This window comes from Neoalteromonas arenosi, assembly GCF_030362855.1.
GTDB classification, from domain to species: Bacteria; Pseudomonadota; Gammaproteobacteria; order Enterobacterales; family Alteromonadaceae; genus Alteromonas_E; species Alteromonas_E arenosi.
Window position 1 is genome coordinate 318,421 of record NZ_JAUCBP010000007.1, and the last position, 21,460, is coordinate 339,880.

Genomic DNA, 21,460 nt, shown 5'->3' on the forward strand with positions numbered 1-21,460 from the left:
GTTATACGACGATGCAAAATTACAAAGCACCACAACGAGATACGTTGTTTACTTTATATGAATTATTGGGTTTTGAATCCCATTATGCAGATCTGGGCTTCGAAGAGGTCAGCAATGATCTTGTGACCGCTATTTTCTCTGAGGCGGCAAAATTTGCAGAAAATACTCTAGCACCAATCAATGCGGTTGGTGACGAGGAAGGTTGTGGCTTCGATAATGGCGTAGTGACTACACCTACAGGTTTCAAAGAAGCCTATCAGCAGTATGTAGAAGGCGGCTGGCCATCAATGGCGCACCCCGAAGAGTACGGCGGTCAAGCACTACCTTACTCACTGGCTACATCTATGGCGGAGTGGTTCTCAGGTGCTAACCACTCGTGGGCAATGTACCCAGGGTTGAGTCAAGGCTGTATGGAAACCTTGAAGGCGCACGGTACCGACAAGCAACGCGAGATGTTCTTACACAAATTGGTTGAAGGTAGCTGGACCGGCACCATGTGTTTGACTGAACCACACTGTGGCTCTGATTTGGGTATGCTTAAGTGTAAAGCAGAACCCAATGATGACGGCACGTACTCACTGACAGGCACTAAGATCTTTATCTCAGCGGGTGAACACGACATGTCTGAAAATATCGTGCATATCGTCTTAGCACGTTTGCCAGACGCACCGGCAGGCACTAAAGGTATCTCATTGTTTATTGTGCCTAAGTATCACGTTGACGAGAACGGCGAGAAAGGTGAACGCAATACAGTTGTTTGCGGTTCGATTGAACACAAAATGGGTATCAAAGGCAGCGCAACATGTGTGATGAACTTTGATGGCGCTAAAGGTCACCTGATTGGTGAGCCTAATCGCGGCCTCAATTGTATGTTTACCTTTATGAACATGGCGCGTATCGGCACGGGTATGGAAGGTTTATCAGCTATAGAAGCGGCATTCCAGGGGGCCTTGGCATACGCCAAAGATCGTTTGCAGTTCCGCTCATTAACCGGTCGTAAGAACGAATCAGGCCCAGCTGACCCAATCATCGTACATCCAGACGTGCGCCGCATGTTGTTGACGCAAAAATCATTACGTGAGGGTTGTCGCGCACTGGCCATTTATTGCATGAAAATGGTTGATGTGACCTTGTACGAAAAAGATGCTGAGAAGCGTCAGATTGCTGATGCTAAGTTGGCCTTGCTAACGCCAATCGTTAAAGCATTCTTAACTGAAACCGCCCAAGAGTGCACCAGCTATGGTATGCAGGTGTATGGAGGTCACGGCTACATTAAAGAGTGGGGCATGGAGCAACTTGCTCGTGATACACGTATTTGTACCATGTACGAAGGTACAACAGGTATCCAAGCGATTGACCTATTGGCGCGTAAAGTGGTCGGTAGTCAAGGCAAGTTGCTACAGGTATTCACTCAAGAGATCCGCACCTATTGTGCGAGCTTACGCGACAAGCAGCAGTTTAATGCGTGGGCTAACGCGGTAGAAAGTCATGTCGACGAGTGGGAGCAGCTCACTAACGACATCATGAAATCTGCCGCTAATAATCCTGATGAATTGGGTGCCGCGGCGGTAGACTACTTGATGTATTCTGGTTATGTATCAGTTTCGTATTTCTGGCTGCAAATGGCTGTCACAGCACAACAGAAGCTGGATGAAGGCAGCACAGAAGTTGACTTCTATCAGGCGAAGTTGCAATCAGCGCAGTTCTACTTTGATCGTATGCTTACTCGCACACGTTCATTGGTTTCAGCGATTCACTCAGGTGCTGACAACCTAATGAGTATGAGCGAAGAAGCTTTCTATCAAGGTTAATTGGAATATGCCTGAACATAGCGATATTCAATCTTGTTATGTTCAGGCGAAAGGTCTGCGACTGCATTATTTAATGCGGTCGCCCATTTCTACAGAAACGCAAACTCCAACACTTATATTTCTGCACGGTTTTCCTGAGTATTCAGGCGTTTGGCATCATCAACTCGACTTCTTTGGTCAAATAGCACGCGCTATCGCACTAGATTTACCAGGTTATAACCGTAGTGAAGGTCCTGGTGCGTTAGCTGAATTTAGCGTACCGAATTTAGTAGAAATAGTAGCCGAATTTATTCGTCAGGTCAGTGATGGTCAGCCAGTGGTGTTGGTGGCGCATGATTGGGGGGGAGCGCTGGCATGGCCGTTGGCTGCTCGCTATCCTGAATTACTCAGTCATTTAATCATACTCAACGCTGCACATCCGAGTACTTTTACCCGCGAAATGATGCAAAACCCAAAACAGCGTGCGATGAGTGATTACATTCATACGTTCTTATCAAGCGATGCTGAAAAAGCTCTGGCAGATGATGATTTCGCATTGCTCAAGCAACATTCGATAACGCATGTTAAGGGTGGCATCAGCCCCGAGTTAGAAACGGGTTATCGCGATTCTTGGCAATGCGACGGGGTCTTGACCCGTATGCTTAATTACTACCGCGCTATGCCACAGTTATTTCCGCGAGAGGGCAGCGACACGAGTAGCCTAGACAAGCAAAACGGCGGGCCAACCAAGCAGCTTGCTGATTTTAAAATCCCACAGATATATATTCGAGTTCCCACGCTTGTATTATGGGGCGAGCAAGATAGTGCGTTTGATATTAGCGTATTGGATGGATTATCAGAATACATTGATGACTACACTGAGCAACGCTTTCCAGATGCAACACATTGGCTGCACCATGAAGAGCCAGAAGCTATCTCATCAGCAATTAGCCAGTTTTTGGCACGCTGATCTTCTATTTTTTTAAAACGATTAAGGTAAATACTTTACAGATCTGATCAGTTCTGTAAACTCTCGGCGTGCGAGGATTTGCAGATTTATCGCGATGGATTGCAGTAAATAATAATAATGAATATACCCGGTGCGCAAAAAATGAAAACCACAATAGTAGTATCGCTATTACTGTTTGCCAGTAGTAATCTATTTTTAACTCGAACGGTCCATGCGGCTTTAATCACTTTCGATAACACCACAGCGTCGACCACAAATCCTTATTTGCGGGCGACGAAAACCTATTTAGAAGACGACTTTTTATTTACTTTTTTGGGTAAAGATACCAACTACCTGGACAGTAAATACGTTGGCTTCGATGGACTAACTGAATTCAATGGTGACGTTTTGCAATTTGGTTGCTGTCGCTACTCAACGGTTACTATCACACATAAAGACAATCTGGCGTTTAACTTAAACAGTTTCTACAGTGGGACAACAAAGTCGAGCCCAAATGACCAAGGCGACTTGTTTTTCAGAGCCACCTATAGCAACGGTAGCATTGTTGACAGTCAACGTTTTATTGCAAATCGGCGCATGCTACAAACGTTTGCACAATTGCAAAATATTACATCGCTGATTATTAGTCGAAATTTATACGATGCGGTAATTGAAAACAGTTTTCCGGTTATCGATGATTTAGATTTGAGTCTCTATACAGCACCGCGAATTGCAGCATTAAATTTTACGCCTCAACTCGCCATATCGAATGAACTAACCGAAGTGCCTGCGATGGCCATGATGTTAATCGGAGTTTTAGCGCTTCGACGGCGCAGGTAAACTAAGACCAAAAAGAAAGGCTCCCTTGCGGGAGCCCTTCGAGGAAGCAGATCGCTCTGCCGACCATGTTGAAACATGGTGGTAGCCGAGGCTACCGAATTAGTTGCTTAGATGCGCTCAGCGACTACAGCGGCTACTGGGTTGTCAGCAAGACCTTGCTCTGCAATCCACGCTTGCAGCGTTTTACCATCCTGCTCTGGCTCCGCTAAATCCTTTTTTGGCATTTTCTTAACCAGTAGAGTCCCGGCTTCTACAGCATTGTTAAGCAATGCAGTGCGAATCAGGCTGTTACCGCCACAGCTCACACCTGAATAGTAATCTTGAAGTTTAAGGTTGTAGTCAGACTGAACCTTTTTCATTTTCTTACGCAATTGGCCTTTATCGTCAGCTTTAACGATAGAGCAAATGTTTTGTAGCGCTTCGTTAACGTCTGCTTGCGCAGTACCTGTGAACATTAAAGAAGCAGCGGCGATAGCGATAGAAGTTTTAACTACTTTCAACATGGTTAATTCCTCGGTTAATAATTAGTTGATGTGTTTGAACGGTTTTAATTAAAGCCCAAGGTGAAAAAGAAAAAAATCTGTGGGTCGATACATAGGTATATGGTTTAATACTTATAAGAATTTGCTAACTGAATTGAGAAATGATTTATGTTTGACATTAAAGTAGAGCGCTTAGTCAAAAAACCAATTGAAGAAGTCTTTGCAGCACTCGCGGATCATGGCAACTATGCAAAATTTCCTGGTGTGGATGAATCAGAATTAATTACACAAGGCGAGCATGAAGCGAACGGCAAGGGAGCGTTGCGGCGCATAAAAATCAAGCCCTTTACCCTCTATGAACGCATCGTGGCCTTTGAACGTCCTAATCGTTTGCAATATCAAATAGAACAATCGTCGCCGATCACTTTTGAACATGAAATCGGTGAAGTTCGCCTAACTGAGGCTGAAGAAGGTACGCGCGTTGTCTGGATTTCTCGCGGTCACTTAAAGGTACCGATATTAGGAAGCTTAATATTAGACCCAATGACGCAAAAGCAAGGCGCTGCTGGTTTTGCCAGCATACTTAAAGCGATAGAACGTCAATAATTCATTCACTTTGTTTGTTAAGCGCAGCGCTGTGTCGAAATTTACTTGGACAGTATCGCTTGGATATATAGAAAAGAAAAAGTTCTAGAGCACGTTTAATTATTGCGCCATAGATTGAGCATAGTTATGCTGTTGTTGAATACACACAGGAGAATAAGATGAAAAAGGTACTTACAGTATTGGCGCTAGCATTATTTATCGGTGGATGTGCACCAGAAGTCGGCAGTAAGGAGTGGTGTGAAGATCTGGAAGCCAAACCCAAAGGTGATTGGACTGCAAATGAAGCCGGTGACTACACTAAACACTGCATCTTTGGCAGTGATGAAGACGAAGAGTAGGAGTCTGCTCAACGTCTCACGGTAAGCCTATGCACCGCTTAATGCGGTGCATAGGCTTTACAGACCTCACTTATTTGTTCACGCATCCACAAATGTGCGTGGTCGTGATCAGCACTAACGTGCCAATACAAAAAATACTCCACAGGCTGAATGTCGAACGGTAATTCAAATATCGATAAATCGTAATGTTTGGCTAAATGATAAGGTAAACAAGCGATAAGGTCAGTTTTTACGATCGCACTTGGTACGGTTAAGAAATGTTGTCCTCGCATTATTACTTTGCGTTTTTTACCTAATTTATCCAACTCAATGTCTATGGGGCCGGCGCCGCTTTTTCGGTGTGAGACATTAATATGACCAAGCCGCAGGAATGTCTCCAAATCTAAACCATTTTTAAGTGCTGGGTGGTTTTTCCGAGCAATAACAACAAATCTATCTGACGCAATCTTTTGTTTACATAGGTGTGGATCGGTGAAGCTAGAAGCATCGGCGAAGAAATCCAAGCTACCGTTAGCCATTGACGATACTACTTGACTGCGCGCAATTTCGTAGTTGGTGAGCGTGACATTGGGCGCCACATTTTGTAAGCGCACCATCAAACGCGGCATGATACTGACTTCGAGTAAATCGCGGCTGGCGAAGTTAAAGGCTTTCTCGGAAATCGCGGGATCAAAAGTATGGCTTTGTTGCACACTTTTGCGCAACAAGCCCAGAGCCTGACGAGCTGGAACTATAATATTCTGTGCAACAGGTGTCGGGGTCATGCTATGCCCAGTGCGCACGAATAAAGGGTCGTTCAACATTTCACGCAATCTAGCTAATGAGTTACTCACTGCCGGTTGCGTGATGCATAATACGTCGGCTGCTTTGGTTAGACTGCCGGCTGTATAAATAGCATCAAACACCGCGAAAAGGTTTAAGTCTATTCGGTTCAGGTTCATATTTAGCTTCTATTCGTATTTTGGTACAAAGGGAGTGTAGCGTCTTTTAATTATTAATCGCTATTATAGAATGTGATTTGAAATATTCAGTAAATTAATAGTATAAAAATGTAACTTTATCGCATTTAAGGACAATTTTATGAGTACTACGTTGATAGATTTAGCCATTGGAGACGCATTACCGGCGTCGGATTGGATACCTGTCACACAGCAAGCAATTGACACCTTTGCCGATGCAACAGGCGATCATCAGTGGATTCATGTTGATCCAAAGCGGTGCGCAACTCACAGTCCGTTCAAAACCACTATTGCGCACGGTTTTTTTTCAGCATCATTGATGCCAAAAGCATTTGAAGGTGTTGTTACCTCTCATCCAGATATCGCGTCAGTCCTCAATTATGGGATCAATTCACTGCGCTTTCTTGAACCGGTTCGAGTCAATGACCAAGTGAGATACATTTTCAAAGTAGCATCGATTGAGCAAAAGCCAACCGGACGTTTGTATACCTTTGATTGTGCGGTAGAAATCAAAGATCGTGAGAAGCCTGCATTGGTAGGTCAGTTTTTGATGCTAGCGATCATCCATTCCGTTTCTGGATGAGGATCTTTCCCCTAAGAACTCGCTGGTCAGACCATCCAAATAGCTAATATTTACATATAAGCAACATAAAATTTACATTTATTCGAGTTACGCCTACTATTTTCGAAGCGTACTCGAAAAGTGTATGCGTATAAAAATAACTGATATACCACTACAGACTAGCTGGGTTGTTTGCATGCAAACACCTAACATAGGGGACTCACAATGAAGTTATCCACTCGCAAAACGGCGCTCGCTGCCTGCGTAGCTGCTCAGTTTGCGCTCGCTCCACAACTTGCCATGGGGCAAGAAGATGATTCTCAACAAGCCGAAGAACAAAGTTTTGAACTGATTATGGTCACAGGTAGTTTTGTGCGCCGCAGTGAAAACTTCGAATCTCCCTCGCCGTTGGCGGTCGTTGACAGTGTGTCGATTGATTCAATCGGCGCGAAAAATATTGCTGACATAACGCAAACGCTAACGATAAATACCGGTGCGCAAAACAATCCGGATGCCTTTACTCAAAATGCAACTGCTGGTACATCCAACATCAACTTGCGTGGTCTTGGTGTTGCATCGACTTTGGTATTGCTTAATAACAAGCGCCAAGTAGTAAACGCACAGCAAACTAACGATGGTTTAAATTTCGTCGACACCAGTTCTTTGGTGCCGATGATTGCAATTAACCGCATGGAAGTGATTAAAGATGGTGCATCAGCATTGTACGGCTCTGATGCGGTTGCTGGTGTGGTTAACTTTATCACCAAGAAAGATTATGAAGGCGCTAAGCTGACCTTTGATTACCAAGATGGTGCGCACGGCAACAACAAAGAATACATCCTTCAAGGCTTATGGGGCGCAGTGGGTGATAACGGCAGTGTGATGGCAGCCATAAGCTATACCAATCGTTCACCTATGTTCTTATCTGATCGTCGCTTGAGTCGTCCACAAGACGATACCAGTGCATTAGGTAACCCGGGCTCTTACTTCTTAGGTGCCGTGCCGTTTATTGACCCGACGGGTTGTGCTGAGTTTGGCGGTTTCCCGCAATTGCTTGCACCTCCAGGCACAGTACCTGGCTTAGATATTGGTTTCTGTGGCTTTGACTTCGGTAATACCTATTCGTACGTACCAGACGAGTCACGCGTGACAGCGTATGTCAAAGCTGAGTATCAATTGACAGATGATATCAGTTGGTTGAACGAAATTAGTATTGCGCGCAATCGTGCAGAACGGGGGGGCTCACCCTCATTCCCAATTTTAACTTTACCGACGGTACCTGCCGATCACCCAAGTAACCCATTTGGTGCGCCAGTAGGGTTCTTTGGCCGTGCTGAGGGTAATGGTGTTCCGGGCGATCCAGCTGAGACAGAATCAGATACGTTCCGCTTCAATACCACGTTAACCGGTGAATTAGACAACGGTTTCTGGGAACTGAGTTACACCAATGGTACCAACGACTTCTTATTCCAAGTTGATGATGTCCTCAATACCGAGTTTAACCTTGCGTTAAATGGTTTAGGCGGTGCTGACTGTAACCCGCTTACTGGTACACCAGGAGTAGGTGCGTGTGAATACTTCAACCCATTTGCAACGTCATATACAGTGTTGCCAAATTCACAGTACGTTATTGATTCATTCACCGGTAAGCAAGTCATTGACTCAAAGTCAGATTTACAAGTTGTGGAAGGTTTTGCGTCGCTAGATGCGTTTGACATGGACGGCGGTACAGCGGGTATTGCATTCGGTCTGCAGTGGCGCGAAGAACGCTTGTCGCAAGACTATGACGCACTTTCTAACCAAGATAGTTTTACGTTTGTCATTGGTAACCCAGACTTTGACGGAAAGTTAGATGTTTGGGCAGCATTTGCCGAGATGGCGTTACCAGTTTCAGACGTATTAGATGTGCAGTTAGCCTTGCGCTATGAAGATTACGGCGGTGCCGTAGGTGACACCATTGATCCTAAGATTGCGTTCTCTTGGCGAGCAACGGATGACTTCTCATTGCGAGGTTCGTGGTCGTCGTCATTCCGAGCGCCAACAGTATTCTTGCGCAATGGTGGTGCAACGTCACTTCAACAATTATCAGATCCATTATTCGGTACCGCATTTGCAGCGGTGAGAACATCAGGTAACGAAGACTTGAAGCCTGAAGAATCTACCGCATATAACATTGGATTCTCATTTGAGCCAGTGGATGATTTGTCAGTGGAAGTCGATTTCTGGAACTTCGACTTTGAAGACCTCATTATTCAAGAAAACGCCCAGGCGATTCTAACGGCTTCACCGCAGGATACCTCTCGAGTTATTCGCGCAGGTGATCCGCTAAATGGTCCCGTGTTGCAAGTACTCAACACGTACGTTAACGCGAGTGAGTTAAGCACGTCAGGTCTAGATTTGGTAACGAGTTACAAAATCGAAACAGACATGGGTACCTTTACACCAAGCTTGAACGCGACCTATATCCTCGATTATGAGTTGAACGATCCACAAGCTGGTACGATTGATGGTGCTGGCCGCCGTAACTTCAATAACATCGGTACCTCGTCGCCTGAGTTGCGTGCTAACTTGGGAGTGAATTGGTCGCATGATATCCACAGTGCTAATGTGTTTGTGCGCTATATTAGTGCATACGATGATGACCAAAACTGTGCTGATGGCTCAGCGAACTCCGGTAGCTGTGCAAATGGCTTCTTTGAGATCGACAGTCATGTCACGGTTGATGCGCAGTACAATGTTAATTTAGGCGCTGTGTTTGAGACCGAAACTGACTACCTACTGACCATTGGTGGGATTAACTTATTTGATGAGGATCCACCTCAGGTATTCACCAACAGTGGTTTTGACTCAAAAGTTCATGACCCTCGCGGCCGTCAAATCTATGCGCGTATAGCGATTGAATTTTAATCGTTAGCGTTAGCATAAGTTGACAAGTAATCGCCCGGTTTTACCGGGCGATTTTATTACTGGTGCCAGAAATCTGGTGTAATGCCCCCAAATAACAAAGGAGAGTAGGCATGGCCGAAAAATACACGACTGAACAAATTGAATCAGCCTTGGACGAATTGAATGCTAAGTTAGCTGACGCTGAGCAATGGGCGATCGTAAATGACAAGCTCACTAAAGAATTTAAGTTTAAAAGTTTTATACGTGCTTTTGGTTGGATGTCTCAAATAGCCATCTGGGCTGAGAAACTCAACCATCATCCAGAATGGTTTAACGTTTACAACCGTGTCAAGGTTGAATTAACCACACACGATGTTGATGGTATTAGCGATTTAGACTTTAAATTAGCAACCAAAATGGAATTGTTTAAATAACGCCTACCACAAACGGAAAATTTGTCTATTTTTTCTAACTTTTGGCGTTAGTTAGCTATAGTTAAGAAGTCTTATTCAGTGCGGAAGTGAGACTTTTATTAAAACGTTCCGATTAGCATTATTGATCGTGGCTGTGGCAGTTTTGGAGCTGGCACAGTCAGCTAGCGCCTCCAGTCAGGTTGAGTCCCAACTGATCGTTCCCACCCACATGCGGCACTTTTCAGTTGCAGAGGGGCTATCACAAGTCACAGTGTCTGACATACTGCAAGATCGACTTGGGTTTATGTGGTTCTCTACGCAAAATGGACTTAACCGTTTTGACGGTTATGAGTTTGTACAGTACAGAAAAGATAAAACACAGGACGGGTTGGGCCCGATAGGTGAATTTGCCTATAAACTCGCGTTGGACAACATCACTCACGACATTTGGGTGGCTACCTCGGGAGGGTTGTCGCGCTACCTGTATGAGTCAGACTCTTTTCGTCATTACACGCTAATTGGTACCGATGGTCAGCAACGTTTTATTATCTCGACAATTACTGTTGACCGTCTTGGCGATATATGGGCCGGAAGCCGCTATGGGATGTTCAAATACAATCGCCAAGGTGACCAATTTCTGCCGGTATCCATTGATATTAATGAGACTACTCGTGTAATTGACATTGTGCGTCTCACTGAGGCCACTCTGCTCGTTGCAACAACCAATGGGTTATGGCGAATTGACCTTGAAAACGGGCAGAATAGCCGTTTGCTGATTGAAAATGATGAAATCACAGATATTGAATGGCTCGGTGATTCTCGACTTTGGGTTTCTACAATTGAATCGGGCATTTTTGAAGTTAGCCTTGCTCAACAAGTGATGATAAAGGCGTTACCACTTGATACCCCTCGTTTATCCAATAGCGGTTTTACAGCGATTAATCAGCTTAAAAACGGTGATGTGTGGTTAAGCTCTTACGCCGGGCTAGCTATTGTTAGACCTGACGATTTAGCGAGCGTGCGGGTGTTGTCGTTTGATAACGATGCTGTGAGTGTGTTGAGTTCTGCTCATATGACAAGAACGTTTGAAGCTGAGTCTGGCTTAGTATGGCAAGGCTCTTGGATCAGTGGAGTCTCCGTCTTTGACCCTAGCAGCGTCAATATTAAAGAGTTAAACGCCGAACCATTCACTACCGTACGCGGATTAACGCTGGACGATAGTGATGCCATTTGGTTTGGTACGCCAAATGGAGTGTGGCAACGAGACGTCTCGGGAAATCTTCAAGGCCCATGGTTACTCAATGATGAATCCCAAAGTGATGGCCAGTCCAATAGTAAAGTGATTCGGGCTATCGCATTCGATCAAGCACGACAAAAATTCTGGGTTGGCACAACAGGAGGCCTTTACAGCTTGTTACAGCCTGTCAGCCATTTAAGTCAAGAACCCGTGCTCAATGATGAAACTATCTTTCATTTAACAATGGATAGTAATAATGATTTATGGGTGGGTACCTTCAACGACGGTTTGTATTACCTCGATGGCGACACACTAGTTACGAAAAACCACTGGCCGCTGGCGACCGTCACCCACATAAACACCGACGATAATCAATATACCTATGCGGGTTCGATAGAGGGGTTGGTTCGAATTGACGCTATAACCGGTGAGATGATCAATTTACATACATTGTCGGACAACCCAAAGGAAAACAGCCCGCGTGTTGTTACATGGGTGTCTAGCGCGTCTGACGGGCATTACTGGCTAGGAAGTCAAGGTGCAGGCGTGTATAAAATGCAGGTCACGGGGCAACGTTATATATATACACAGTTAGTGCCTACAGAGCACCTGGCGAACCTTTCTATTGGTGGTGTGCAAGAAGATCGAAAGGGCAATCTTTGGGCTAGTACAACCGAAGGTATTGCTAAGATCAATCGTAATTATACTGATGTGAGTTATTACAATGAGAAAAATGGCGCAAAGTCAGAAGGTTATTATATAAATCACAGTGTAATGAAGTCAGATGGTGAGATATTGTTCGGTGGCCCTAAAGGCATATCTAGCTTTTACCCAGAGCATGTCAAACGTTCAGGGTGGAATCCCAATATTATCCTGACCAACTTATCAGTATTAAACAATACAGTGCGACCGTCGCCAGCTAGTGATCAGCAAAGTAAGCTTACCGCGCCTATTCACATTGCCAATCAAATCGAACTGGGACCACAGGATTTGGTATTTAGCGTGAGTTTTAGCGCACTGGCGTTTAGTTCACCTGAAAACAACCTGTACTCCTATCGGCTAGAAGGTTTTGATGCAGATTGGATATCCACATCAGCCAATAACCGAACGGCTACCTATACCAATCTTGACCCGGGTAGATACCGGTTAGTTGTAAAGGGGACTAACAGTGATGGTATATGGAGTAACAAGCAAGCAACGCTATTAGTTATAGTACATCCGCCATGGTACTGGACTGCATGGGCACAGTTACTTTGGGCATTCTTAGCCATTGGTTTAACTGTTGCAATTTATCATTGGCGAACGAGCGCATTGAAACAACGCTCAAGAAACTTACAGCAGCTGGTAGAGGCTAGAACACGAGAGTTAGAAGCATCAAACAAAAAACTGCAAAGACTCTCTACTATCGATGAACTAACAGGTTTGCGCAATCGACGCGATTTTAGACAGAGAGCCCAAGTAGAGCTTGAACGCCACAAACGCACTAGTATTCCATTCTCGATCCTGATGCTCGACATTGACTATTTTAAACAAATCAATGATCAGCAAGGCCACGCCTGTGGCGATAAAGTACTGAGAGAGTGCGCCACGAAGATGCAATCAATTATTCGGGAGAGTGACCTGCTGGCACGCTGGGGGGGGGAAGAGTTCATAATACTAGCGGTAGATACCGAGCTAGATGATGCGGTAATACTGGCAGAAAAGATCCGCAAAGAAATCCATCGACATACTATTTATTACAATGATCAAATCATTACCGTGAGCTTTACCATTGGGGTTGCTCAAATCGCGCCTGGACAATCACTAGATGAGTGCATCAATACTGCTGATAAAAGAATGTATGCTGGAAAAGTCAGAGGAAAAAACCAAACCCATTCTAGTACAAATGCTTATTAATAAGTCGTAACTGGTTGAATAGTGTGCAAACAGTAAAATAATCGCGAACTGTGCTTGCGTCGACTTAAACCATATGTATAATACGCTCCACTTAGCGAGGCAGCATAAGCCAGCTAAACCGGAACAAGCGCGGGATGGAGCAGTCTGGTAGCTCGTCGGGCTCATAACCCGAAGGTCGTAGGTTCAAATCCTGCTCCCGCAACCAAACATAAAGCCCTGATTTATCAGGGCTTTTTTGTGTCTGAAATACATCAAAAATTCCCTAATTTTTTGCTTTTGGGCACGCGGTGCCCAAAACGTGCCCATTTTGTGCCCTAGTAATTATCCAAGCGGCTCAAAAGTAATCTAAGTATTTAGTATCGAAGTACATCTCGCAGTGTAGCTAGCACATTGCGTTGAAGTAGTCCCCGAAACTCCCATAAAAACTTTATCCAAAAAAACAGTTCTGCAAATAACTCTTAACGTTAAACAAAAAATATCTAGGTCGAATAATTGAATATCTTGATTTTCAGACCTACTTTTATAAATAAAAATGAATATATTTACAAAAATACACCACTGAAGTGAGAATGAGTATGCTAAGTTTATTCCGCCGTTCTGCAAAAGGAGACGCAAATGAGATTAACATCAGCCCGTCTCAATTCAATGCACTTAATCATGCAGATGACATTGTGACCAGCCTCAAAAAATCACAGGCCTATATCGAATTCACCCCAAATGGAAAAATCATTGATGCTAATGATAATTTTCTTTCTGCTATGGGTTATCAGTTAGACCAAATAATGGGGCAACATCACCGTATATTTTGTGAGAAAAAATACTCAGGCTCTAAGGAGTATACGGAGTTTTGGCACCGATTAGCCAACGGCGACTCATTTACTGGGCGTTTTAAGCGTATAAAAGGCAATGGCGAACCTATATGGATAGAAGCCAGTTATAACCCGATTAGGGATAAAAGCGGTAACCTGGTCAGTATCGTCAAATTTGCTACAGATGTTACTCAACAAGAGTTAGAGAGTAGTCATTCACAACAGATATTTAGGGCCTTAGATAATTCCAGCGCAGTGATTGAATTTGAACTAGATGGAACTATTGTTCGAGCAAATCAAAACTTTCTTGACGCGACAGGCTATCAGTTAAACGAGATCGTAGGCAAACATCACCGTATGTTTTGTCCTGCGTCTATATCTTCAAGCGCAGAGTATAAAGAATTTTGGCGGCGTCTTGCACAAGGAGAGCATGTAACCGGTCTATTTGAACGTGTAAACGCAGCAGGTCAACCCCTGTTCTTAGAAGCCAGCTACAACCCGATAACAGATATAGATGGTAAAACTGAAAAAGTGATTAAATTCGCACAGGACGTAACTCAGCGTATCCAGCGCGAAAAGGATGCGACCGAAGCGGTTTATACGACATCCGTCGAGACTGAGCAAATCTCTCTGCAAGCTGACCAAGCACTTGAGGAAATGATCAGTATCATGCGCGATATGTCTTTGGACGTAAATACAGCGACAAAAGATGTGATTGCATTAAATGCCGCGAGCGAAAAAATTAACTCAATTGTTGATACGATATTAAGTATTGCCGAGCAAACAAACCTGCTTGCATTGAATGCTGCCATTGAGGCGGCCCGCGCAGGCGAGCAAGGACGTGGTTTCGCTGTCGTTGCTGATGAAGTTAGAAACCTAGCAAAACGCACAAGTGACTCAATCGCTGAAATAACGCATGTGGTGGATAACAATCGTGAACTGAGCAATAAAGTCGCACAAAGCATTGAAGGTACAGAGGACAAGGCCGCTAAAGCCGAAGAACTTATTGATCGAGTCAGTTCGGTGATTGGTGAAGTATCCAAAGCGGTCCAGCACGTGGTTGAATCGGTAGAGCGAAAGGCGGAGATTTAAATAATTTGTTGATTTAGCTTAGGTAAACGTCGTTATAAAAACCATAGCATCTCGTTTTGATGTATTGCAGATGTAGGACTTTTTAATAGTGCAAAGCTGGGTGTGGTTTTCGCGGCGTATACCGAAGTCAAACTTTCCTGCCTCACTTTTTAAAACAAATGCAGTAAAAGAACTGCAAACATTCTTAAGCTTAACTCAACGCATAGCTAACACCTAACCCCGAATCAACGGCTTCTAACTTGGTAAAGCAATCAAATATACCCCTGTCGCTTCCGCAGTTGATGGTTTTATAACCATCAGAAATAACTCGTAAAAATGAATGTTATTGATCTCATAAATTATCGGTATATGTCATACGTATTAGCCGATAGTCAAAATGTGGTGTATTTCTATACTGGTCAGACAAGTTGTGGCGCAATTTGGATGGATTTTACTCATAACAAGAAAAATAAAGATTCAAACGACAGTTACCACCGAACGAGTTTTTAGGTTTATTCGGTACAAAGCACGTCGTGATTATTAACAGTCATGATGATGCGGCGAATGATAATAAAATGGGAGAATGACCTGTGAAGATTGTTGTTTTAAAAGAGAGCGACGCTGCAGACTTAACCGACAACCCTACAAGTGCAGAGCGAAGATGTAGTGCTACACCAGCCACAGTGGCTAAGTATTCAGCCCTCGGTGCTGAGGTTTTGGTCGAAGCAAATGCTGGGGTGCTCGCTGGTTTCAGCGATACAGAGTACAACGAAGCAGGCGCATTAATAGTAGACGATCGCAATAAGCTATTGTCTCAAGCCGATATTTTGCTATATGTAAACCGTCCAAGTCAGGCCGATATCAATATCATGCAACCATCAGCGATTGTAATAGGCCATTTAGATCCATTCTTTGAGCAAGAGACTATCGAACAGCTGGTCGCAAAGGGCACAACTGCGTTGAGTGTAGAGATGATCCCGCGCTCCACGCGCTCGCAGAAAATGGATGCACTAAGTTCGCAAAGTAACCTAGCAGGCTACGTAATGGTTATGAATGCCGCGGCTGAATTAGACAGCATCTTACCGATGATGATGACACCCGCAGGAACGGTGAACCCGGCCAAAGTATTTATTATTGGTGCGGGAGTCGCTGGTCTACAAGCGATTGCCACGGCTAAACGTTTGGGGGCTCAAGTTACTGCGTTTGACACACGCCCCGTTGTCGAAGAGCAAGTAAAATCCCTAGGTGCCAAATTTCTCAATATTGATTTAGGTGATACTGGTCAATCTCAACAAGGCTATGCCAATGCACTGAGTGCGGAGCAGCAGGCGAAGCAAAAAGCAGGGCAGCACGCCGCAATAGCGGCTGCTGATATTGTAATTACTACAGCACAATTATTTGGCCGAAAGCCGCCACAAATCGTATCTGCTGAGGATATTCGCGCCATGAAGCCCGGTAGTGTTGTCGTAGATATGGCGGCTGAAAGTGGTGGCAATGTCGAGGGCAGTGTGGCCGGTGAAACACGGATTATCAACGGGGTCAAAATTGTGGGCACAGGAAATTGGGTTAACCAAGTACCAAAAGATGCAACGAATTTGTACGCCAATAACTTGTACAACTTAATCGAAGATTATTGGGATAAGGAGAGTAATACACTCAACCTCGATTTTACTGACGATATTCTTGACGCAAGCGTGGTTTGCCATGCGCGTGTTTTACGCAACGAGTTACTGCGGAAACAGTTTTCGAAAACTGATGAAAGTGCAGCGAGTACTGCAACACAAACTGAGGTGGCCTAACTATGGATTCTATCAACCTAATCTTTATTTTAATTTTGGCTGGCTTTCTCGGTTTTGAGCTGATTAAAAAAGTACCAGCAACGCTTCACACGCCTTTGATGTCAGGCGCTAATGCCATTTCGGGGGTAACGTTAATCGGTGCGTTAGCGGCATCTGGAAGTGATCAAAATGTCTTGACGACAATACTCGGTACTCTCGCGATCGTTTTTGCCACGATGAATGTCGTGGGGGGCTATATGGTGACTGATCGCATGTTAGCCATGTTCAAATCTAAGACTAACAACAAGTAAGGGGGCACTATGTCATCTGCATTAATGGTTAATGCCTCATATTTAGTTGCGGCAACCTGTTTTATCTTCGGCTTAAAGTTACTCAGCCATCCTTCGAGTGCTCGAAAGGGGAATTTGGTTTCAGCTGTCGGTATGCTCATAGCAGTATTGGTAACGCTGATCGACAAGCAAATTTTAAGTTATGAATGGATTGCTGCAGGCGTGATTTTTGGCAGTATTCCAGGCGTTTGGTTAGCCAAACGCGTCGAAATGACTGCGATGCCAGAGTTGGTTTCGATCTTTAACGGTTTTGGCGGTTTAGCCAGTTTGTTGTTAGGTGTTTCGTCGTTAACTCACTCCACTGGAACCATTACGCCGGTATTGAGTGTTCTAGCATACCTAGCTGTAATCATCGGTGGTGTAACCTTCACTGGCAGTATCATTGCCTGGTTGAAGCTGGGAGAGCATATGCCAACCCGGGCGATTATTTTCCCACTTCAACGCTGGTTGTATGGCGTTATTATTCTTGCGGTTGTCGTGTTGGCGCTGTTCGCTGCAATGAATCCCGGTTACTTACCGTATTTCTACGTAGCGATAGGCCTCGCGCTGTTGTTTGGCATTTTAGCAACCTTACCTATCGGTGGAGCTGATATGCCAGTGGTTATTTCGCTGCTAAATAGTTACTCAGGCGTAGCTGCAACACTGGCAGGCTTGGCGGTGAATAATAATATCTTAATTGTTGCTGGTTTATTAGTAGGCGCGAGCGGCCTAATCCTCACGCAAATTATGTGTAAAGCGATGAATCGATCACTGATGAATATTCTATTATCGGGATTTGCTAAACCTGCAGCGCGCGCCGCTAAAATCGAAGGAGAAGTACGCTCGATGACTGCACAAGATGCATATTATGTTCTGGAGGCAGCGAAAAGCGTCGTTGTGATCCCTGGTTACGGTATGGCTGTGGCACAAGCTCAGCATGCAGTTAAAGAGCTTCAAGCATTATTGGAAGACAACGATGCGACGGTGGCGTATGCCATTCACCCCGTTGCCGGTCGTATGCCGGGGCACATGAATGTATTGTTGGCAGAAGCTGACATTCCCTATGAGCAGCTGTATGAAATGGATGCGATTAATCCACGTATGGATAGTTTTGATGTTGCGATTATTATTGGTGCAAACGACGTAGTTAATCCCGCTGCGAAAGATGTCCAAGATAGCCCAATCTATGGCATGCCGATTATAGAGGCACATCGCGCACGCAATGTATTTGTGATGAAACGTTCCGCGTCTGCTGGCTTTGCCGGTGTCGATAATCCGTTATTTTTCAAAGAAAATACGCGACTGATATACGGTGATGCAAAAGATACGCTTAACAATATCATTCGAGAGTTCGGCGATTAGTATTCTGACGTCTTTCTTACACACCAGGAACCTCTGTTAGAACAGAGGTTTTTTTGTTTGTTTTAGTTTTTTTCCGACGCATTAATCCAGTGACACCCACTGTAAGACATCGTTTTCAGATGTGAAAAGAATTTTCAAGTGCCAAAACATACCGTTCACGGGAGTGCTTTAGGTTTATTTCAACCAAAATTCAAGATACTTCCAGCTTCTTTATGATACTTCCAAGATTTTTAATTGAGTAATGTGCGCCACAACGCGACTGTTACAAGGTCAATTGAACAGGAGAAGCAATGCAATGAAGCCACTTCCAATGGCCAACCAGTTAGGTCGATTAGGATTTGTCGTTTGTGTAACTGCGTTCACGTTAGGTTGCGTGAGTACACATGAGCGAAACTCATCTAAATATGCCAGCGATGGCACTGCAAATAATGATGACGGTGTGATTTGTAGAATGGAAAAGCGCACCGGCTCAAATATGATGACTCGCGTTTGTCGCACGGCTGAAGAGCGAGCTGTTTTAGAACAAGCTGGGCGTGAAGGTTTTGAGCGTTTACAAAGAACTGGTATCACCAGTAACGCTGATGGTCAGTAAATCTTGGGAATAGGTGGGAAAATGAATATGAAAAAAGCGTTAGTGGTCACCGCAGGTGCGGTGCTTTCTTACTCATTGGTTTTTGAAGTAATCGCTAATCAAAAGCTACGGTTAAAAACCGATGTCATCGCTACAGTGATTGAATCTAGTGGGGCTGATGATGGCGCTTGGCAGCGCGCGTTTCCAGAGACACTGACAATGACCCGAGGGATGGAGCGTGCAGGCGTTAAAGGTTGTGGTATTTTTAATCTGCAGGTTGATGCGCAAGGCAATGTACAAGATGTAGATACAGATATTGTCGTTCCCAGTTTTGGTATTCGACGCCACGCTAGAGACTACCTAGAGTCTTGGCAGTGGGAGCCTACGGGCCAAAGCGGCACGGTTAAAGTTCGTTTAGATTTCTGTATTGGTGGCGCTACCAATGATGAAGTTCGCGAAATTTGTGAATATCAAGCGACGCTACCTTGCAGCAATAAGCGTTCATAGTACATGCAGCTATCGGTTGCTAGTTGTGGGCTAGCAGCCGATCAGCTGTTTTTTATTTGCTTAAACGTTAGCCCAAATTTTTGTAAATACATCCGCAGACGGTGTGAATCATTCTGTGTTTGCTTGCGCAATCGACTCTTGTCAAACAAAGCGCGGCTCGCTTCGGCGGCAGTAGTATATTGTTTACACGCTTGAATGACGCTTTGCAGCTGCATTTGATCAAAGTAATCTAATTCTTCAATAACCTCTTTGTCTAACCACTCTGTAAGGTCTACCTGCTTGTTTTCGATTTGCTGCTGCCAGCGATTTTGTAAGCGCTGAATTTCACGCTCCACTGTATTGCGTTCGATGCGTCCTGATGGGCTGAGGGTCGCCATCCGTGTAACACTTGCATTTAGATCTCTAAAATTTGCAGCCCACGTTGCACTTGGACTTTTGGCGAAGCTCAAGTACTGCTCTTTGGCAGCCATACTAAAGCGTATATGGCGGTCTAACAGTCGAGCGCTCTGGTGCAGCTCAAATTCGAGATTAACTTCAAAGTCGTCCATTCGTTGTTTCAAAGAGGGGAGTCGCCACGACCAAATATCAATTCGAGCCAACAAATCCTCGCGAAAGCGACCCTGTTTAACTTCTTCTTGCAGATCTTTGTTGGTGCCGGCGATTAGCTGAAAGTCACTGTAAACTAAACTGTCAGCGCCTACGGGGTAAAACTCTTTAGATTCAATTGCATGCAGCAGCATGGCTTGCTCATCAAGGCCCAGCTCACCAATCTCATCTAAAAACAAAACCCCTTTATCGGCTTGTTTTAAGTAACCACTGCGCGGATTAATTGCGCCGGTAAATGCACCCTTAACATGCCCAAAGAGTGCAGACATAGCCCCTTCACCTACCAGTGTTGCACAGTTTACCGGTACAAAGCTGGCGGTAACTTCTTTGCGTGTGGCTTTTAACTCGTATATCCGCCGCGCTAATTGTGATTTTCCTGCACCAGTAGGCCCTTGCAGCAAAATTGTATCTCGTGAACTTATAGCGACCTGTTCAATTTCCTCTATCATTTGGTTAAAAGCTATGTCGCGAGTCTGAATTCCCGCCTTTAGGAATTCCGTTCCCGCTTGCGCCTGTTGTTGGAAGCGTTGCGATAGGGCATCGTACTTGGATAAATCTAAGTCAATTACCCGCAATATGCCTTTGGATTTTTCTTCGGGCGGCGCATTAAAGTCAGGGGAAACCTGAACCAGTCGAGCAGGGAATAATTGTGCTTCGCTGAGCAAAAACATACAGATTTGATTCACATGAGTGCCCGTAGTGATATTCAAATAGTAGTTTTCATTGTCTGTATCAAAGTTGTAATGCTGGCTAAACTCCAGTAGCCATGAATACACATCGGCAAAATCCCACGGATCACTCCACGCAGTTTCAACCAATGCAACTTGCGTGTGCGGCGATACTTGCTGTACATCTTCCATCACCCGCTTAGCTAGGCGCAAATAATCAGGCTCATAGAGCATTTCCATGCGATCGACAGGAAATTCCGGGTGAGATACTAAGCTAATTGTCGGACGCCACGCGTGCCAGCGCTTATGGCCACGACCTTTGGCATCTTTAATAACACCAAGAATATTTATGACCACATTTCTCTTTGTCATGGCTCACTACTCAAGATATCAATAAAAATACAAAGCTATCACAAATGATATAAATGTGGCTATTTTAAGTTGGTGTCACTTTTCTGTTTTTCAGCGATTAAAAATAAATAAGTAAATAAAAACATATAGATAGGGTTTTTATTTGATGTTTTTTCAAAACTTGGCACTGCGCTTGAAAACGATGTCGGCGTTAGTCGCTATTGATGTGTATGTTCTGCACACAGGTGCGTTAGGTGTTACCAATCGTATACCGCGAACTAACACCGACAGTTGTTCTGTCACCAGCCTTTCACGCTGGACGCTGTATGTAGCTCAGAGGTAGAGCTCGAAATTATGGATTTCGTGGACGTGGGTTCAATTCCCATCATACAACCAATGTAAAAACTGGATAAGACTTAGCTTAAGTCAACAGGTTCGAACCCTGTTATG

19 protein-coding genes and 2 tRNA genes are annotated in these 21,460 nt (G+C 44.5%); 18 read left to right on the forward strand and 3 right to left on the reverse strand.

The genetic code is table 11. The features are described from left to right. The first annotated feature begins 11 nt into the window (after positions 1-11). From QTP81_RS07850 to QTP81_RS07860, 3 genes are all read left to right on the forward strand, one after another. Positions 12-1,811 carry an acyl-CoA dehydrogenase C-terminal domain-containing protein gene (locus tag QTP81_RS07850; RefSeq protein ID WP_289364803.1) on the forward strand — a complete coding sequence of 600 codons (1,800 nt, stop codon included), beginning with the start codon at positions 12-14 and terminating at the stop codon, positions 1,809-1,811. Positions 1,812-1,818: 7 nt separating this feature from the next. Next, a complete protein-coding gene (locus QTP81_RS07855; RefSeq protein ID WP_289364804.1) occupies positions 1,819-2,760 on the forward strand; it encodes an alpha/beta fold hydrolase in 942 nt (313 codons plus the stop codon). 141 nt (positions 2,761-2,901) lie between these two features. Continuing rightward, the gene (locus QTP81_RS07860; protein WP_289364805.1) at positions 2,902-3,579 is read left to right on the forward strand and encodes a hypothetical protein; all 678 of its coding nucleotides are present in this window, start codon (positions 2,902-2,904) and stop codon (positions 3,577-3,579) included. 107 nt (positions 3,580-3,686) lie between these two features. Here the strand turns inward: QTP81_RS07860 and QTP81_RS07865 are convergent, their stop codons facing one another. After that, positions 3,687-4,082 carry a DUF3718 domain-containing protein gene (locus QTP81_RS07865; protein WP_289364797.1) on the reverse strand — a complete coding sequence of 132 codons (396 nt, stop codon included), beginning with the start codon at positions 4,080-4,082 and terminating at the stop codon, positions 3,687-3,689. 147 nt (positions 4,083-4,229) lie between these two features. On the opposite strand from QTP81_RS07865, the gene QTP81_RS07870 reads away from it, so the two are divergent. Both QTP81_RS07870 and QTP81_RS07875 read left to right on the forward strand, forming a co-directional pair. After that, a complete protein-coding gene (locus tag QTP81_RS07870; RefSeq protein ID WP_289364806.1) occupies positions 4,230-4,667 on the forward strand; it encodes an SRPBCC family protein in 438 nt (145 codons plus the stop codon). A 158-nt stretch (positions 4,668-4,825) separates the two neighbouring features. Then, a complete protein-coding gene (locus QTP81_RS07875; protein WP_289364808.1) occupies positions 4,826-5,005 on the forward strand; it encodes a DUF3012 domain-containing protein in 180 nt (59 codons plus the stop codon). Between the two features lie 38 nt (positions 5,006-5,043). Here the strand turns inward: QTP81_RS07875 and QTP81_RS07880 are convergent, their stop codons facing one another. Beyond that, complete coding sequence (locus QTP81_RS07880; protein WP_289364809.1) at positions 5,044-5,946, reverse strand: LysR family transcriptional regulator; 903 nt, start codon at positions 5,944-5,946, stop codon at positions 5,044-5,046. Positions 5,947-6,085: 139 nt separating this feature from the next. Here QTP81_RS07880 and QTP81_RS07885 point away from each other — a divergent pair, with 139 nt between their 5' ends. The 11 genes from QTP81_RS07885 (at position 6,086) to QTP81_RS07935 (ending at position 19,385) form a co-directional block, all read left to right on the forward strand. Next, positions 6,086-6,547: a MaoC family dehydratase gene (locus QTP81_RS07885; RefSeq protein WP_289364810.1), complete on the forward strand. Its 462-nt coding sequence runs from the start codon at positions 6,086-6,088 to the stop codon at positions 6,545-6,547. Positions 6,548-6,751: 204 nt separating this feature from the next. Further along, on the forward strand, positions 6,752-9,433 hold the full coding sequence (locus QTP81_RS07890; protein WP_289364811.1) for a TonB-dependent receptor: 2,682 nt from the start codon (positions 6,752-6,754) through the stop codon (positions 9,431-9,433). A gap of 110 nt (positions 9,434-9,543) precedes the next feature. Then, the gene (locus QTP81_RS07895) at positions 9,544-9,846 is read left to right on the forward strand and encodes a 4a-hydroxytetrahydrobiopterin dehydratase (protein ID WP_289364812.1); all 303 of its coding nucleotides are present in this window, start codon (positions 9,544-9,546) and stop codon (positions 9,844-9,846) included. Positions 9,847-9,973: 127 nt separating this feature from the next. Further along, a complete protein-coding gene (locus QTP81_RS07900) occupies positions 9,974-12,958 on the forward strand; it encodes a ligand-binding sensor domain-containing diguanylate cyclase (protein WP_289364813.1) in 2,985 nt (994 codons plus the stop codon). A 128-nt stretch (positions 12,959-13,086) separates the two neighbouring features. Next, positions 13,087-13,163 (forward strand) — tRNA-Met (locus QTP81_RS07905). 370 nt (positions 13,164-13,533) lie between these two features. Further along, on the forward strand, positions 13,534-14,859 hold the full coding sequence (locus QTP81_RS07910) for a methyl-accepting chemotaxis protein (protein ID WP_289364814.1): 1,326 nt from the start codon (positions 13,534-13,536) through the stop codon (positions 14,857-14,859). Between the two features lie 569 nt (positions 14,860-15,428). Then, entirely contained in the window at positions 15,429-16,637 is a 1,209-nt protein-coding gene (locus tag QTP81_RS07915; RefSeq protein ID WP_289364815.1) for an NAD(P) transhydrogenase subunit alpha, read from the forward strand. A gap of 2 nt (positions 16,638-16,639) precedes the next feature. Further along, positions 16,640-16,927 carry an NAD(P) transhydrogenase subunit alpha part 2 gene (locus tag QTP81_RS07920; RefSeq protein ID WP_289364816.1) on the forward strand — a complete coding sequence of 96 codons (288 nt, stop codon included), beginning with the start codon at positions 16,640-16,642 and terminating at the stop codon, positions 16,925-16,927. Positions 16,928-16,936: 9 nt separating this feature from the next. Beyond that, a complete protein-coding gene (locus QTP81_RS07925) occupies positions 16,937-18,307 on the forward strand; it encodes an NAD(P)(+) transhydrogenase (Re/Si-specific) subunit beta (protein WP_289364817.1) in 1,371 nt (456 codons plus the stop codon). Between the two features lie 295 nt (positions 18,308-18,602). Continuing rightward, positions 18,603-18,899 carry a hypothetical protein gene (locus tag QTP81_RS07930; protein ID WP_289364818.1) on the forward strand — a complete coding sequence of 99 codons (297 nt, stop codon included), beginning with the start codon at positions 18,603-18,605 and terminating at the stop codon, positions 18,897-18,899. A gap of 21 nt (positions 18,900-18,920) precedes the next feature. Continuing rightward, the gene (locus tag QTP81_RS07935) at positions 18,921-19,385 is read left to right on the forward strand and encodes a hypothetical protein (protein ID WP_289364819.1); all 465 of its coding nucleotides are present in this window, start codon (positions 18,921-18,923) and stop codon (positions 19,383-19,385) included. A gap of 41 nt (positions 19,386-19,426) precedes the next feature. On the opposite strand, the gene rtcR is transcribed toward QTP81_RS07935, so the two are convergent. Further along, on the reverse strand, positions 19,427-21,031 hold the full coding sequence (gene rtcR / locus QTP81_RS07940; RefSeq protein ID WP_289364820.1) for an RNA repair transcriptional activator RtcR: 1,605 nt from the start codon (positions 21,029-21,031) through the stop codon (positions 19,427-19,429). Positions 21,032-21,176: 145 nt separating this feature from the next. Here rtcR and QTP81_RS07945 point away from each other — a divergent pair, with 145 nt between their 5' ends. Together QTP81_RS07945 and QTP81_RS07950 are read left to right on the forward strand one after the other, a co-directional pair. Then, a complete protein-coding gene (locus tag QTP81_RS07945; protein WP_289364821.1) occupies positions 21,177-21,353 on the forward strand; it encodes a hypothetical protein in 177 nt (58 codons plus the stop codon). Continuing rightward, positions 21,333-21,404, forward strand: a tRNA-His gene (locus tag QTP81_RS07950). Before QTP81_RS07945 ends, QTP81_RS07950 begins: the two co-directional genes overlap by 21 nt. Positions 21,405-21,460: the final 56 nt, after the last annotated feature.